At 42.3% G+C, this 16354-nt stretch carries 18 protein-coding genes; all 18 read right to left on the reverse strand.

The annotated features are described in order from the left end of the window. Nucleotides 1-51 precede the first annotated feature (51 nt). The gene (locus D9X91_RS08775; RefSeq protein WP_121680235.1) at nt 52-1749 is read right to left on the reverse strand and encodes a proline--tRNA ligase; all 1698 of its coding nucleotides are present in this window, start codon (nt 1747-1749) and stop codon (nt 52-54) included. Between the two features lie 21 nt (nt 1750-1770). Next, a complete protein-coding gene (gene rseP / locus D9X91_RS08780; protein WP_121680236.1) occupies nt 1771-3036 on the reverse strand; it encodes an RIP metalloprotease RseP in 1266 nt (421 codons plus the stop codon). Nucleotides 3037-3103: 67 nt separating this feature from the next. Next, entirely contained in the window at nt 3104-4249 is a 1146-nt protein-coding gene (gene dxr, locus D9X91_RS08785) for a 1-deoxy-D-xylulose-5-phosphate reductoisomerase (protein ID WP_121680237.1), read from the reverse strand. 35 nt (nt 4250-4284) lie between these two features. Then, a complete protein-coding gene (locus tag D9X91_RS08790; protein WP_121680238.1) occupies nt 4285-5073 on the reverse strand; it encodes a phosphatidate cytidylyltransferase in 789 nt (262 codons plus the stop codon). Nucleotides 5074-5076: 3 nt separating this feature from the next. Next, nucleotides 5077-5868, reverse strand: coding sequence for an isoprenyl transferase (locus tag D9X91_RS08795; protein ID WP_121680239.1), 792 nt, complete (start codon nt 5866-5868; stop codon nt 5077-5079). 239 nt (nt 5869-6107) lie between these two features. After that, the gene (frr, locus tag D9X91_RS08800; protein WP_121680240.1) at nt 6108-6665 is read right to left on the reverse strand and encodes a ribosome recycling factor; all 558 of its coding nucleotides are present in this window, start codon (nt 6663-6665) and stop codon (nt 6108-6110) included. Next, the gene (pyrH, locus tag D9X91_RS08805) at nt 6665-7390 is read right to left on the reverse strand and encodes a UMP kinase (RefSeq protein WP_121680241.1); all 726 of its coding nucleotides are present in this window, start codon (nt 7388-7390) and stop codon (nt 6665-6667) included. The genes frr and pyrH overlap by 1 nt, the downstream gene beginning before the upstream one ends. A gap of 119 nt (nt 7391-7509) precedes the next feature. Next, nucleotides 7510-8394: a translation elongation factor Ts gene (tsf, locus tag D9X91_RS08810; RefSeq protein ID WP_121680242.1), complete on the reverse strand. Its 885-nt coding sequence runs from the start codon at nt 8392-8394 to the stop codon at nt 7510-7512. Nucleotides 8395-8501: 107 nt separating this feature from the next. After that, on the reverse strand, nt 8502-9212 hold the full coding sequence (gene rpsB, locus D9X91_RS08815; RefSeq protein ID WP_121680243.1) for a 30S ribosomal protein S2: 711 nt from the start codon (nt 9210-9212) through the stop codon (nt 8502-8504). A gap of 157 nt (nt 9213-9369) precedes the next feature. Beyond that, nucleotides 9370-9873 carry a hypothetical protein gene (locus D9X91_RS08820; RefSeq protein WP_121680244.1) on the reverse strand — a complete coding sequence of 168 codons (504 nt, stop codon included), beginning with the start codon at nt 9871-9873 and terminating at the stop codon, nt 9370-9372. A gap of 9 nt (nt 9874-9882) precedes the next feature. Further along, nucleotides 9883-10182 (reverse strand): hypothetical protein, encoded by a 300-nt coding sequence (locus D9X91_RS08825; protein WP_121680245.1) that lies wholly within the window; start codon nt 10180-10182, stop codon nt 9883-9885. 124 nt (nt 10183-10306) lie between these two features. Next, nucleotides 10307-11071 carry a FliA/WhiG family RNA polymerase sigma factor gene (locus D9X91_RS08830; RefSeq protein ID WP_121680246.1) on the reverse strand — a complete coding sequence of 255 codons (765 nt, stop codon included), beginning with the start codon at nt 11069-11071 and terminating at the stop codon, nt 10307-10309. Between the two features lie 169 nt (nt 11072-11240). After that, the gene (locus tag D9X91_RS08835; protein ID WP_121680247.1) at nt 11241-11555 is read right to left on the reverse strand and encodes a hypothetical protein; all 315 of its coding nucleotides are present in this window, start codon (nt 11553-11555) and stop codon (nt 11241-11243) included. After that, nucleotides 11555-12055 (reverse strand): chemotaxis protein CheD, encoded by a 501-nt coding sequence (locus tag D9X91_RS08840; protein WP_121680248.1) that lies wholly within the window; start codon nt 12053-12055, stop codon nt 11555-11557. Before D9X91_RS08840 ends, D9X91_RS08835 begins: the two co-directional genes overlap by 1 nt. Then, a complete protein-coding gene (locus D9X91_RS08845) occupies nt 12048-12689 on the reverse strand; it encodes a chemotaxis protein CheC (protein WP_121680249.1) in 642 nt (213 codons plus the stop codon). The genes D9X91_RS08840 and D9X91_RS08845 overlap by 8 nt, the downstream gene beginning before the upstream one ends. A gap of 12 nt (nt 12690-12701) precedes the next feature. Further along, nucleotides 12702-13154: a chemotaxis protein CheW gene (locus D9X91_RS08850; protein WP_407644183.1), complete on the reverse strand. Its 453-nt coding sequence runs from the start codon at nt 13152-13154 to the stop codon at nt 12702-12704. Nucleotides 13155-13171: 17 nt separating this feature from the next. After that, nucleotides 13172-15226: a chemotaxis protein CheA gene (locus tag D9X91_RS08855; protein ID WP_121680250.1), complete on the reverse strand. Its 2055-nt coding sequence runs from the start codon at nt 15224-15226 to the stop codon at nt 13172-13174. After that, the gene (locus D9X91_RS08860) at nt 15217-16347 is read right to left on the reverse strand and encodes a protein-glutamate methylesterase/protein-glutamine glutaminase (protein ID WP_121680251.1); all 1131 of its coding nucleotides are present in this window, start codon (nt 16345-16347) and stop codon (nt 15217-15219) included. Before D9X91_RS08860 ends, D9X91_RS08855 begins: the two co-directional genes overlap by 10 nt. Nucleotides 16348-16354: the final 7 nt, after the last annotated feature.

The raw sequence follows: 16354 nt of genomic DNA on the forward strand, positions 1-16354 counted from the left end.
TTGAAAATACCACCGAAAGAAAAAGGTACCACTTGGGTACCCTATGATTCTTTATAAAAGTGATGATATTTTCTCAAGCAATTCATCTTTATGGACTTCAAACATGTTGCCTGTCTTTCTTTCCTTTACCTCGACAATGCCTTCGCTTGCCTTTTTTCCTACAGTTATTCTTATCGGGAGTCCGATGAGGTCGGAATCAGCAAATTTCACTCCCGGCCGTTCTTGGCGATCGTCCATCAACACTTCGAATCTATGTTGACCTAGAACTGAATACAATTCATTCGCCAACGCAGCCTGTTGCTCATCCTTCATATTCACCGGGATGAGATGTAAATCGAACGGTGTAATATTGGCCGGCCATACAAAGCCCTTTTCATCATTAAACTGTTCGGCCACTGCTGCAAGTGTCCGGGAAACCCCGATTCCATAGCAGCCCATTATCATAGGCTGTGCACGTCCATTTTCATCAAGATAAGTGGCATTCATCGCTTCACTATATCTTGTACCCAGTTTGAATACATGGCCAACTTCTATTCCTTTGGCAAATTGAATGATTCCTTTCCCATCTGGAGAAGGATCTCCTTCCTGAATAAACCTTAAGTCCGTATATGCTGCTACTTCCAAATCCCTTGAAGGATTGACATTCGTATAGTGATGATCCTCATCGTTAGCCCCGCATACACCGTTGATGACATATTCCACTGCATGGTCGGCAACGATTTTCAGATCCTTGTCCACATCGATCGGACCCAAGGAACCAACGGAACAGTTCATCAATGCTTTTGTTTCTTCCGGTGAAGCGAGCTCTACGGAAGCAGCTTCTAAATAGTTTTTCAATTTTATATCATTGATTTCATGGTCTCCACGGGAGAGTACCAGTACGAATTGGTCATCTGCTTTAAAGATAAGTGTTTTGATGCATTTCGATGCGGGAACATTTAAGAATGCAGCTACTTGTTCGATGGATTTCTGATCCTTTGTCTCGACTTTCACAAGCTCTTCTTGCTGTTCGTTTGCCTTTTCATATGCTGCCAATACAGGTGCCATTTCTATATTTGCTGCATAATCCGATTCGTTTGAATAAGCGATCGTATCTTCACCAATTTCTGACAACACCATGAATTCATGGGTATCCTTTCCGCCCATCGCTCCAGAATCGGCGATGACCGCACGGAAATTCAAACCGCATCTTTCAAAAATATTGGAGTAGGCTTGGAACATTTTTTTATAGATTTCGTCCAGGCTTTCAGGAGAAGAATGAAAAGAATAGGCATCCTTCATGATGAACTCCCTGCCTCGGAGGAGACCAAAACGCGGCCTTTTTTCGTCTCGGAACTTTGTTTGAATTTGATAAAGCGTCAATGGCAGTTTTTTATATGACTTTATTTCATCACGCACCAAGCTCGTGATGACTTCTTCATGCGTAGCACCAAGCGCGAATTCCCGACTGTGGCGATCCTTCAAACGCATCAATTCGGGTCCGTACGAATACCAGCGCCCCGACTCCTGCCATAGTTCCGCTTGCTGCAAAGCAGGCATTAAGATTTCCATTGCGCCGGCAGCCATCATTTCTTCCCTTACGATTTGTTCGATATTTTGCAGCACCTTCTTCCCCAAAGGAAGGAAACTATATACTCCGCTCGCATTTTGTCTTATAAATCCAGCCCGGAGCAACAGCTGATGGCTTTTTACATCAGCATCTGCCGGTACTTCCCTCAAAGTGGGGATCAGTGTCATACTTTGCTTCATTACTTGCACCTCAATTAAACATTATTGTAAAAAGAATCTCTGAATATCGTTCCAGGTAACGATCAGCATGAGTACCATCAACAAGGCAAATCCGATAAAGTGAACGAGTCCTTCTTTGTGGCGGTCAATTGGTTTGCCCCGCAGAGCTTCCGCAACAAAGAACATTAATCGTCCGCCATCCAATGCAGGAATCGGCAATAAATTCATGATACCTAAGTTGATGCTCAGGATCGCGCCCCATTTCATTAAATAGAATACACCTGATTTTGCGACAGTCTCTGTTGAAACATATATGCCGACTGGGCCGGAAAGAGCATTGATGGAAAATTGTCCTGTAAGCAGCTTTCCTAACATGTGGAAGATTTCCACAGTCCAGCTGTATGTTTCCTTAAATCCATAGCCGATTGACTTTATCGGTGATTTCTCAACTGGGCTCATCACACCAATCAACCCAATCTTCCCGCCATCTGCTTCAGTCAATTTAGGCGTGACAGGTATATCGATAGTTTTGTTATCCCGTTCAACCGTGAATGTCAATTCATCACCTGGGTGTTTCCTGACAACGTCAACAACGTCTGACCAGCTTGAAATTTCTGCTCCTTCAATGCTTAAGACGGTATCCCCCTTATGAAGTCCAGCTTCATGAGCGGCCCCATCAGGAGAAATCTTGCCCAATACCGGATCATTGACTGGTATTCCTTGAAAAAGGGCTATGATCACAAATACGACAAAGGCCAAGATGAAATTCATCATCGGTCCTGCAAAAATCGCCATCGCTCTTTGGCCAAGTGTCTTTGAGGCAAATTGACGATCCCAAGGAGCAATTTGCGTCTCGACTTGATCTTCAATCATGACTGCTTCTTTTGATAGGCGGAAGGTTTTCAAAACTTCCTCCTCGTCATCATCTTCATAGCCGCGGATGATCAATTCCTTTTCAAGATCTGCATGCTCCACTTCCACTACTAATAAGTTATTGTATTTTTCCCGGTTATTTAAAACGATTTTCTCCACTAGCCCATCATGGTTCTGCACCAGCCCAACCCTGTGCCCGGGTTTCAGCTCAACCATTTCTGGGTCTTCTCCTGCCATGCGGACAAACCCGCCTATTGGCAGCAGTCTTATCGTATAAGTGGTTTCGCCTCTTTTGGCTGAAAACACTTTCGGTCCAAATCCAATTGCAAACTCCCTGCATAATATCCCCGCTCTTTTGGCGAAAACAAAATGGCCGAGTTCATGGAAAAAAACTAAAGCCCCGAAAATGACGATAAAGGCTATTACTGTTTCCAATTGTAAAACCACCTTTTTTATAAAAGATAAGAAAAAATTGTTTTTATACTAGCTGCCTCTGCTTTACTTATAAAAGCGAATCGATATAGCTTCTTGTTTCCTTGTCCACATCTTGGATGGTGCTTAGATCAGGGTGTTTAATCCTATTATGGCGGCTAAGTGCTTTTTCAATCAACTCTTCGATCTGTAAAAACTTGATTTTCCCTTTTAGGAAACCGCTGACGGCCGCTTCGTTTGCTGCATTTAAAACTGTCGGCATAGTACCACCGGCCACGCCTGCCTGATAGGCAAGCTTCAAGCAATAGAATCGATCCATGTCCATTTCTTGAAAATGAAGCTTTCCGATTTGGGCTAGATTCAGCTTGCTTGCCTTTGGAAATGGAAATCGGTCCGGGTAGGTGAGTGCATATTGGATGGGCACCCTCATATCCGGTGTACCAAGCTGGGCGATCACGCTGCTATCGTGAAACTCAACCATAGAATGGATGATGCTTTCACGATGGAGCAGAACTTCAATTTGTTCAAAAGGAATATCGAAGAGCCAATGTGCTTCAATGACTTCCAAACCTTTATTCATCATCGTAGCAGAATCGATCGTGATTTTTGCCCCCATTGACCAGTTTGGATGGTTCAAGGCTTCTTCAACCGTAACTTCCTTCAATTCATTCCTGGTCCGATCTCGGAAGCTTCCTCCAGATGCAGTAAGAATCAACTTTTCGATATTTTTTGGATTTTCCCCCTGCAATGCCTGAAATATGGCGGAATGCTCACTATCAACCGGCAGAAGCTCAACATCATTTTCCCTCGCAGCCTCCATGACTAGATGCCCTGCAGTTACAAGCGTCTCCTTATTTGCAATTGCAATCGTCTTTTTTGCCTTGATTGCTTGCAATGTCGGAAATAGCCCTACACTTCCCAGGACAGCGTTGACAAGGATATCCGCTTTTTCATATACAGCCACCTCTACCAGGCTTTCTTCTCCATATGAAAAGGATATGGAAGAATCAAATTCAGCTTCGAGGCGTTTGCAATCATCTTTATTTTGTACGGAAACCAGCTTTGGTTTGAACTCTTTGATGATTTTCCTTGTTTCATCCATGTTCCTGCCGGAAGAAAATGCTATCAATCTATATGCTTCCGAATGGTTTCTTATTACATCCAATGTTTGCATTCCTATCGAGCCCGTGGCCCCCAACAAACTTATGTATTTCATTTCTCACACTCCCATTAATTACAGCGCCATTTATTTCAGTTGATTAAAATAAATGTCATGATCGGTAGTACAAAAAGCAAACTGTCAAATCGATCCAAAACCCCACCGTGGCCAGGGAGTATGTTACCAGAATCCTTTACCCCGTAATACCTTTTTAAAGCCGATTCTACTAGGTCCCCTATCTGCCCAAAAACCGAAAGAACAGCTGTAGCAATCAACAGCTTCGGCATTGAAGCAGGGATGTCCGAAAAGATTCCAAATAAAACAGCTACAATGAGGGCGCAGATCACCCCGCCGAAAAAGCCTTCGACCGTTTTGTTCGGACTGATTTCCGGCCACAATTTTTTCTTACCCATGGAACGGCCAATAAAATACGCCCCTGAGTCCGTTGCCCATATGACGAATAACGCATAAAACACCCAAGTCAATTTGATGTCCCTTACCTCGTTGAAATAGAAAAAGCCTATGCCCACATATAGTGTGGATAGGATCGCAAAACCTGCATCATCAAATGTAAAGCGGTTTTTGGATGCCACAGTGTATGTCAGGCAAAGTAAGATTCCCATCGTGACAAATTCAATTTTGGTAAAATGAAATTGACCAATTACCTCATTATATTTACTTGGGATCAAAAAAATCCATAAAACTGCCAGCGAAAGCAGCCCCGGGGTGGAAATGAGGCGGATTTTTTTCATCCTGAACACTTCATATAGAGCGACTGTCGCCATCAAATACGTTAGTAATAAAAATGGGATGCCTCCATAAAATATGATTGGGAGTACAATAGCGATCCCCAATGCACCCGTTATGATTCTTTGTTTCATTCCTTATGACTCCTCACTGTGAATACCACCATATCTTCTAGATCGATTTTGATAAACCTCGATTGCCTGCAGCAAATGTTCATCAGAAAAATCTGGCCATAATACATCAGTAAACCAGAATTCAGTATATGCAAGCTGCCATAGCATGAAGTTGCTGAGCCTGATTTCTCCACTCGTTCTAATCAAAAGATCAGGATCTTCCAAATTTGATGTCATTAGATAGTCAGAAAAATTTTCTTCCGTAATCTCATTAGCATTTATTATACCACTTTTTACATCAGTTAAGACATTACGCACCGCTTCAATGATTTCTGCCCGGCTTCCATAATTCAAGGCAAAATTCAAAACAAGGCCATCATTATCCTTCGTTTGTTCCATCGCTTTTTCAATAGCTGCTAGCGTATGCTTGGGCAAATGCTCCTTATACCCGACCATAGTGACCCTAACATTTTCTTCTATTAGTTCAGGCAGGAAAGTTCCTAGAAACTCTTCAGGAAGCTTCATTAAATAATCCACTTCAAGTTTTGGCCTCTTCCAATTTTCTGTTGAAAAAGCATATAACGTCAATGCTTCGACTCCTAAATGATTCGCCAATTTGGTGATCCGCCTTACGACTTTCATCCCTTCATGATGGCCGGCGATACGTGGAAGAGCACGTTTTTTTGCCCAACGTCCATTTCCGTCCATGATGATGGCGATATGTTTAGGGATTTGAAGTTTTTTTATATCCATAATGCGGTCAGCTATTTCATCGTTATTTTTTGAGCTTTTCCAAAAATTGATTTTATTTAACATAAACAAGTCCTCCACTTGATTGAACTTATCGAAATTAGAATTCAGTTCGCAACTTCTATCATACCAAAAAAAATTCAAGATATCTTCATTATCCTTAAATATGTATAAAATATGAAGGCGAATCAAAATAAAAATGCCCGGCTTCCGCCATTATATCGTCATTCATCCCTAAACGTATAACGATATATGATTATAGCGGGTGCCAGGCATTGAAATATTGCGTCTTTTAGAAAGATAAATTATACATCCAAAATCTCTTTTTCTTTATCTTTTGCAACTTGATCCACTTTGCTGATGTTCGTATCCGTCAATTTTTGGACATCATCAGAATAGCCGCGCAAATCATCCTCCGTCAGCTCTCCGTTTTTCTCGAGCTTCTTCAAGTCGTCGTTGATATCGCGGCGGATATTACGGATTGCCACCTTTGCATCTTCAGCTTCTTTTTTGACAGTCTTCACTAGTTCCTTACGGCGTTCTTCCGTAAGTGCCGGGATGGCAATGCGGATGATAGACCCGTCATTAGAAGGTGTGATCCCTAAATCAGATTTCAGGATGGCTTTTTCGATCTCACCAAGAATAGATTTGTCGTAAGGCTGGATGACCAGCAATCGGGCTTCCGGCACAGATACTGATGCTAATTGATTGATTGGAGTCGGTGCACCATAGTAATCAACGGATATCTTGTCCAATAAAGATGCATTGGCTCTGCCTGCACGGATGCTTGCAAGCTCGCGAGAAAAAGCTTGTACTGCTTTTTCCATCTTTGTTTTTGCATTGTTTAATACTTCTTGTGACATTATGCTTTCCCCCTTACAATTGTTCCGATGGTTTCACCTAAAACCACTCGTTTGATGTTGCCTTTTTCCATTATGGAAAAAACAATCAATGGAATGTCGTTATCCATGCATAAAGAGGATGCTGTGGAATCCATTACAGCCAATCCTTCTTTGATTACGTCCAAATAGGATAATTCGTCATATTTGACTGCATCTTTATCCACCTTCGGATCTGCTGTATATACGCCATCCACATTATTCTTGGCCATTAAAATAACTTCTGCGTCGATTTCGGCAGCACGCAATGCAGCAGTGGTATCAGTCGAGAAATAAGGGTTCCCTGTTCCTGCAGCAAAGATGACAACGCGTTTCTTTTCAAGATGCCTGATTGCACGTCTGCGGATATATGGCTCTGCAACCTGCCTCATGTCGATGGATGTTTGAACACGTGTTTCAATTCCGAGCTGTTCTAGGCTATCCTGAAGAGCAAGGGAGTTCATGACAGTCGCAAGCATGCCCATATAGTCTGCAGAAGCGCGATCCATGCCCATCTCGCTGCCAATTTTCCCTCTCCAGATGTTTCCGCCGCCGACTACGACAGCCACTTCAATGTCCAATTCTGCAATTTCCTTGACTTGTTCAGCAATTGACTTGATAACAGAAGGATTGATCCCGAAGCTATTATCACCGGCAAGTGCTTCCCCACTTAATTTTAACACGACTCGTTTATATTTAGGAACGCTCATATGAACCTCCGATATGTAATGTTTTGTTGCAATGGACCTTCATCCATCCGGGGATCCCGGATTCGCTTTTCTTATATAAAAGGGAACACTATGTGCTCCCTATTTATTTGGTTCTATTATTATTTTTTGTTAACTTGGCTCATTACTTCTTCTGCGAAGTTGTCTTGGCGTTTTTCAATTCCTTCTCCTACTTCGTAGCGAACAAGAGCAGTGATCTTACCGCCTTTGGATTGAACGAATTTGCCTACTTTTTGATCTGGATCTTTAACGAAAGATTGGTCCACGATGCAGATATCTTCGAAGAATTTGCCTAGGCGGCCTTCAACCATTTTTGCAACGATGTTTTCAGGTTTACCTTCGTTAAGAGCTTGTTGAGTAAGCACTTCACGCTCACGCTGAACTTCTTCTTCAGAAACTTGGTCGCGGGAGATATATTTAGGGTTCAATGCAGCAGCGTGCATAGCAACGTCTTTCGCCACTTCCGCGTCAGTTGTTCCTTCGATTACAGTCAGCACTCCAATGCGGCCGCCCATATGCAGGTATTCACCGAATGCAGCGTTGTCGCCTTTTGTTTTGATTTCGAAACGGCGTAGAGTAAGCTTCTCACCAATCTTAGCGATCGCTTCGTTGATGTGGCCTTCAACAGTGTTGCCGTTTTCCATTTTTTGAGAAACAGCTTCTTCAACGTTTGCAGGTTTGTTTTTCAACAAATGTGTAGCAAGTTCTTTTACAAGGTTTTGGAAACCTTCGTTTTTCGCAACGAAGTCTGTCTCAGAGTTTACCTCAAGAATAACAGCATCATTGCCTTCGCTTAGGATGAAAGTAGTACCTTCTGCAGCGATGCGATCAGCTTTCTTAGCAGCTTTCGCAATACCTTTTTCACGAAGGAAGTCGATTGCTTGATCCATATCGCCATTTGTTTCAGTCAGTGCTTTTTTGCAGTCCATCATGCCAGCACCTGTTTTTTCACGTAATTCTTTTACCATTTGTGCAGTAATTGCCATAATGAAAGTCCTCCTTAAGGTTTATGTAAATCATAATTGGCTATTTGCCAAGGCTCAATCTTTAAAAAAAGGTGATAAGGGTGCATCCCACTTATCACCTTAATTCATTACTCAGCAGCTACAGCCGCTTCTTCTTCACCTTGCTTAGCTTCAAGGATAGCATCCGCCATTTTACCAGTTAGGAGTTTAACTGCACGGATTGCGTCATCGTTTGCAGGGATTACATAATCAATTTCATCTGGATCACAGTTCGTATCAACGATACCAACGATCGGGATGTTCAATTTGCGTGCTTCTGCAACAGCGATGCGCTCTTTACGAGGATCGATGATGAATAAAGCATCAGGAAGACCGTTCATGTCTTTGATTCCACCAAGGAATTTCACAAGACGCTCTTGTTCTTTTTTAAGCTGAACAACTTCTTTTTTAGGAAGTACTTCAAAAGTACCGTCTTCAGCCATTTTTTCAATATTTTTCAAACGTTGGATACGCTTTTGGATTGTTTCGAAGTTAGTCAATGTACCACCCAACCAACGTTGGTTGACAAAGTACATTCCACTGCGTTCTGCTTCTTCTTTAACAGATTCTTGAGCTTGCTTTTTTGTACCAACGAAAAGGATTTTTCCTCCGTTAGCTGCAAGTTCTTTTACAAAGTTGTATGCTTCCTCAACTTTGCGAACTGTTTTTTGAAGATCGATGATGTAGATGCCGTTACGCTCAGTGAAGATATATTTCTTCATCTTAGGGTTCCAGCGGCGAGTTTGGTGACCGAAATGAACACCAGCCTCAAGTAATTGCTTCATTGAAATTACTGACATGTGTGTTTCCTCCTAAATTGGTTTTATTTTTCCTCCGCCCCAATCATCTATCAACAGAAACTATCCTTAAGATAGCACCAACTGTTGCATCATGGAGCGTGTGTAATCACACCATGAATTAATATAGCATAAGCGTGCCTGGCAATCAAGTCCTTCTTCACTGGAATTGACGAAATTTTAATAACAGCTCAATTTCTGTTTTTCCAGTATTTAATTCTTTTGCAATTTCGTCAATGGATAGCCCTTGTTTTTGAAGATCCATCGCTTTTTGAAGGAACGTGTTTTCTGCCTCGTCTCGATCGACCTTTTGTTCGGCCTCGGATATGATCAAATCATCTCTTCCAGGGGAAAGGGATTTCTTGTAGGCACTAACCGCATGTCTTCTTTTGTGTGATGGAGCGATCTCCGTCATATCATCTGACTCGACGGCTGCTTTCATTGGTTTGTTTTCTTTGACCTCTTGGATCTGTGAGAGGAATTTTTCATTTTCCTCCTTCATTTCGATTAAATAAGCCGTTATCACGTCTTCCATCTCATTCATCATTTTTCGTTGATTATTTTCTGTTTCCACTAATCTGTTTTGCCTTACATAAAGAAGAACGACCGAAAACATGATCACGATATTAAAAATGAAAGAAACGATTAATAAAAAAGTAACCATTTGATCTCCTTATTGGCTGTAATCAAAATTATTCCCTTTATAAGGGTGTTGATAGCCCTTGTTGTCTTTCCGTCTATCTTTGCCGGAAGAATGAGGATGCTTGGGCTTTTCCTGCTTATTATCATTGGAATTCTTTTCAGCGTTTTCGCTCTTGGAAATCTGACTCCTCTTTTCCACTGAAGTTTTCTCAAGCTGTGCGGAAGCTTCTTCGTTGATGACCTGTCCCCTTTGTTGAATCAGTTCGGCTGTTTTGCTAGCATCTAAAGTCCTCGGAAGAGCCACTTGCATTTCGATTAATTTTAAACTCATGAAAGCACCTCATTTTTAAATGCTGTTTTTGTGAGTTTCATGCTCATATTGAAGAGAAATGGTTGATTTCCGTTACAGGATTGAAAAATAAAGCATTTTTCAGCTTAACAGCCTTTCCTGGCACTCATTGAAATTGGATGAGTGTTTTCCTTAACTTAAATAATGCTTTTGAATGGATTTGCGAAATCCTGGAAGTGGATAAACTTAAGATTTCCCCGATTTCGGTAAGTGTTAGTTCTTCATGGTAGAAAAGGCTGAGAACCAACTGTTCTTTCTCATTTAAAGTTAAGATGACTTCAGATAATTCCTCGATCCATTCACCTTTAACCAATTGTTCTTCAGGAGTCGGCGCATTTTCGTCTTTTACCGAGAACGATTGGCCTTCTTTATCGTCATGATCGTATATATGCTCATCGATCGAGAGAACATTGGAGAAAAAATGTTCGTTCATCGTTTGCGATATTTCTTCCGACGACAGGTGCAAGTGGCTGGAAATCTCTTCAACAGTGGCGGTTTTCATGTTTTTCTGCTCAAGGAATTCAATTGCCTGCTCAATTTTTTTCGCCCGTTCCCTCGTGCTCCTAGGCAGCCAGTCTTCTTTCCTCAGCCCATCAATGATCGCCCCCCTTATTCTGAAGGAGGCATATGTATCAAATTTCAAATCCCTTGAAGGATCGAATTTATTCAATGCATCTAATAATCCCATCATCCCAAGGCTTTTAATATCTTCTTTCGAGACATTACGGGGAAGCCCAATCGCAATTCTCTGGACGTGAAATGAAACAAGGGGCAAATATTTTCTCACTAATAGGTCGCCCGCTTCCGTATCACGGTCATTCATCCAAGCATCCCATAATTTGTATTCTTCCTTTGTCGATACATGCGACATGGTTCTCCTCCTCGCCGCGTTGTTAGTATTATTATAGCAAAATAGCCAGGAAAAAAATATCTGACCATACACCTAAATCTATATATGGATTTTTTTAGAAACCGCCTGTTCCCATCATTATTCTTCCTTTGCGAATGTGCCATTTTCAAGATGGGGGTTGGCAGAAAAACTACTCTTTTAATAATGATTGAATGATCCTCGCTGTTTCTTCACTGTCGATTTCTCCACTATTTTCATGTCCAGTTTGCAGATATTGAAGATCTTCGTAATGATTTCCCACATCTTGAGGCAGCCCATCTTTGCTTTCCTTTAAAATAAAGGCTATCGCCCATCGAATGATAAAAGCAGTGATAAAGAAGATGAACCCGGATATTATTGAGCCGATCATCACGGCTCGCGGCAAGTGGCTTGGGAATGAAAGAATAAAATAAAAGGTGAACCCGATAATGGCGAACCATAAATTCCAAACGAAAGACCCAGACATTATAGAACGGCCTCCCCTTTGCTTACCGTTCTAATATGAAGCAGACTCGTTTCGGTATCAAACTCAATCGTTCTCCCATTATTCCCTCCGACATCTTCTCCTGCAAGCTTTATGTTGAATCGTTGCAGCTCCTTTTTCACTGCTTCTACATTCCTTGGACCTATTCTCATCACATCACTTTGTGAAGCGAACTGAAACATTTGTGCACCGCCTGCAATTTTTGCCTTAAGCAGCGACGGGATCGCCCCGGAACGAATCAGGCAATCTCTTAAATCCGCTATTGCTGTATCTGCAAATTTTGCTTTGTTTAATTTCGCACCATCTTTGTTCAAAGCTGAATCAGGCAGCATCACATGTGAGAGTCCCGCGATTCCGGATGTTTCATCATACAATACGACCCCAACGCAAGAACCGAGTCCTGTCGTCCGAATGGACTGCGGAGCTTTCACCACATTCATGTCAGCTATGCCTACCTTTACCACTTCCATTAAACTAACCATTGATTGGGACCCCTAAGGAATTGAATATCGTTTCAAACGATGGGGGATCGGGAAGAAGGAAAAAATGCCCTTTTACACTATTTTCCTTCACAGACCCCTCTTCATTCAAGGCAGTATCGATGACGATGGCATAGTCGCTCGTCTGGGATAACTCAATTAACCCATAGCCGACAATGGCCCCGACCATATCGATGCTTAAAGCCGGCACAGAAGGATACAAGTTTAAATTCGTAAAATTTGCTAATGATGATAAATAGGAACCTGATAAAATATTGCCTAATTCCTGCATGGCAGAAACGGCCATTTCAGCATATGGCGATTCTTCGAGCGAAAGGGTGGGATCTCCCGTCATTTGATGCAGGAAGCGAGTTGCTTGATCCAAGGATAATAGAAAAAACATGCTCCCCGGTGCATCACCCTCGATTCTCAAAAACACACTCACCACTACATTTTCCGCTCCACCTGCCATCTCCATCATTTCATCAAAAGAAACGATATGGACATTGGGGACCTTCATATCCACTTTTCGGTTCAATAATGTCGACAATGACGTAGCTGCATGCCCAGCCCCAATGTTGCCAATTTCCTTTAAAACATCCAAGTGCAGGTTTGTGATCCTTTGTTCTATTCCCATTTGCAACAATCCTTAATCTATTGGATTTAATACCTTTTCCAAATGCACTAATATCAATAGCCTTTTTTCTAATTTTGCGACACTGCTGATGTACTCCGCTTCAATTGCACCCACGACATCGGGCTGGGGTTCGATTGAATCGGCGGAAAGGTCAAGGACATCATTTGCTGCATCGACGATGAAGCCTACTTCCATTTCATTGAAAGCTACGATGATGATTCTCGTGCTTTCCGTATACGCTGCTTCCGGTAATAGGAATCGCTTCCTCATATCGACGATCGGTGTCACCACACCTCGAAGGTTAATGACCCCTTCCACGAAATCTACTGTTCCCGGCACACGGGTTATATGCTGCAATTTTTCAATTGATCGAACTTGATTGACAGGAATCGCATATTCTTTATCTGCCAATTGAAAGACTATGAATTTAGTTTGATTTAACACGTCTTTTACCATTTCACTCATGTACTCTCCCCCTATCCCTATTTAATTAATGCGTTGCAATCCAATATCAATGCTACCTGCCCATCACCCAGGATCGTGGCTCCGGAAATGGCGAAAACATTGGTTAAATAGTTCCCCAGCGACTTGAGGACAACCTCTTGCTGTCCGATGAATGAATCGACGATGAGCGCAGCCATTTTATCGCCTTTTCTTACGATGACCAATGATAAAAATTCGTTTTCTTCTTCTCCTCCAGGTACGTCAAAAACTTCTTTCAATTCGACAAGCGGCACCACTCTTCCACGGAAGTCAATGACCTTTTGATTATGGGCATGGAGAATATCCGATTTTTTGATGATTGCTGTTTCAATGATGGATGAAAGTGGAATCGCATATTTTTCTTTTTGGATTTCTGTAAGCATGACCGAAATAATCGAAAGCGTCAAAGGAAGCTGAATGGAGAAAATTGAGCCGCTGCCTTCCTTTGAATCAATCGTAATCGTCCCGCCCAATGACTCGATCGTCGATTTAACTACATCGAGGCCTACGCCGCGCCCGGAAATATCTGAGATCGCTTCAGCTGTCGAAAATCCTGATGCAAAGATAAGCTCAAAAACCTGGCGATCTGTTAATGTCTGTGCAGTTTGTTCTGTTATAATGCCTTTTGATATCGCTTTCTGCAATACCCGCTCCTTGTTGATCCCTGCTCCGTCATCTTCAATTTCTATAAATACATGATTGCCGCTGTGGTATGCCTTTAACTGGATCGTCCCTTCCTCAGGCTTTCCATTGGCCTTTCTGATTTCTGGTTTTTCGATGCCGTGGTCCATTGCGTTTCTCAGCAAGTGGACAAGAGGATCTCCTATCTCATCGATGACCGTACGATCGAGCTCCGTTTCAGCCCCTATGACTTCCAAGTTGATCATTTTATTTAAATCCCTTGCCAATTGGCGGACCATGCGAGGAAATCTATTAAACACCGTTTCTACCGGAACCATCCGCATATTTAAAATGATGCTTTGTAAATCCCCGGATATCCGCGACATCCTTTCAACCGTCTCATGCAGTTCCGGATGGTCCAGTTCCCTGGAAATTTGCTCAAGTCTTCCACGATCAATGACCAGCTCTTCGAATAAGTTCATCAAACTATCCAGCCGCTCAATACTGACCCTGATCGTCTTGTTATTGGAAGCAATCGTCTTTGGCCCGGATGATTTAGCAGCTTCTTCAGTTGACTTTTTAGCAGCCTCAGGGAGTTGAATATCCTTTGTCTCTTCCGGCGGTGCATCATTGATAACTTCATGGACAGTCTCTTCCAAGTTTACGAAAGCGATCTCAACCAATTCGACTTCCGATACTTTCATGATTTTACTATGTATATCTTCGGAGCTTTCTTTCGTTATCAATGTAACGGTGAATTCATCGTCAAATTGTTCTTCTTCCAGCTTCTCAACCGATGGATTGGATCGGATGACTTCCCCGCTCTTTTCCAGCACTTCAAAAACCATATATACTCTAGCAGCTTTCAGTAAACAATCACTTCTAAGCGATATTGAAATCTCAAAGCATTCAAATCCTTGATCTTTAGATTGCTGAATGACTGTTTGTTCAAATTGATCGTATTCATTTTTGGAGGGCTTTCTTTCTGGAGCAGCCACGGCTGCAGCAACTTCTGTCTTGGCGTCGGAGTTGTCCAGACTGGAGTGAGGAAATTCGCCTTCTTCAATCTGTTTCAACTTATCTGCGACTTCTGTAATGTTGCGTTTGCCATCGCCGCCTGAGGCAATCGATTCGACCATCGCTTCTAAATCATCAATTGATAGAAAGACGACATCTAATACATCTGGAGTGACCTTTACTTTTTCATTGCGTATTGCGTCGAGCACGTTTTCCATCATATGGGTCAAGTGGGCCAAGTCTTCATATCCCATGGTGGCAGACATCCCTTTAAGCGTATGGGCTGACCGGAAAATTTCATTGACTATGGTCAAATCTTCCGGATTCTTCTCCAAAGACAAAATATGTTCGTTGCATGCTTGCAAGTGCTCTCTGCTTTCTTCAATAAAAACTTCTAGATATTGATTCATTTCCATCTTCTCGACACCTCTCTATTCATATATTTTAAAATAGCATTGGCGATTTGCCCCAAGTCTTCAACATCATCAACGAGATTGGTCTGAAGCGCCGCTTTGGGCATTCCGTATACAATGCATGTATTTTCAGATTCTGCTATGATTCTGCAATTCCCTTTGTCCTTCAAGCTTTTGAGACCGGTTGCTCCATCCGAGCCCATCCCTGTCATGATGACTGCAACCTTATCGTATTGTTGCAGCTCACTGATGGATTCAAACATGACATCCACCGAAGGCCGATGACCATTCCTCGGAGGGGATTGATTAAGTTGGATGGCTGCACTTTTTCCAACCGTTTTAACGCAAAGATGGTAGCCGCCCGGGGCGATGTATGCACAACCTTTTCTCAATATCTCCCCATCTTCCGCTTCTTTCACCGTGATTTCGCACAGCTGATTCAGTCTGTCCGCCAATGATTTGGTAAAACCAGGCGGCATATGCTGTACACATAATATCGGTGCATCGATCGATTCCTTAAGGCTTGTAAGAACTTGCTGTAAAGCTCTTGGCCCTCCTGTAGAGGTTCCGATGCAAATCAGTTTTTCACTATCGGGACTCCATTTGGTTGCCTCGACCCTTGGTGATTGAACTTCTTTCACTTCATTTTCTATAAATTGGGACAATTCCGGCTGAAAAAAGTCTTTTGTTTCCTCTAATAGGGGTTTCGCTAACTTGGAAACATGCACTTTGCTCGCCGAAATTACTTTCTGAACCAAAACGTCCTTGATCTTATGGAGGTCAAGTGAGATCGTCCCTGATGGCTTCGCCACAAAATCAACAGCTCCGAAATCCATTGCTTGAACTGTTTGGTCGGCTCCTTTTTTTGTCATGCTTGAAAGCATGACTACAGGAGTAGGAATCTCTTGCATTATTTTCTTCAATGCTTCCAGCCCATTCATGATGGGCATTTCTATGTCCAAAGTGATGACATCAGGCTGCAATATGTTTATTTTCTTCAAAGCATCCTCACCATTGCGGGCAAATCCCACCACTTCAATGAATGGTTCCTCTTCTAAAAAATTGATGATTAATTTCCGCATGAAGGCTGAATCATCGACTACTAATACTTTAATTAGTTTCATCAGGCCC

This window comes from Falsibacillus albus, from assembly GCF_003668575.1.
GTDB classification, from domain to species: Bacteria; Bacillota; Bacilli; order Bacillales; family DSM-25281; genus Falsibacillus; species Falsibacillus albus.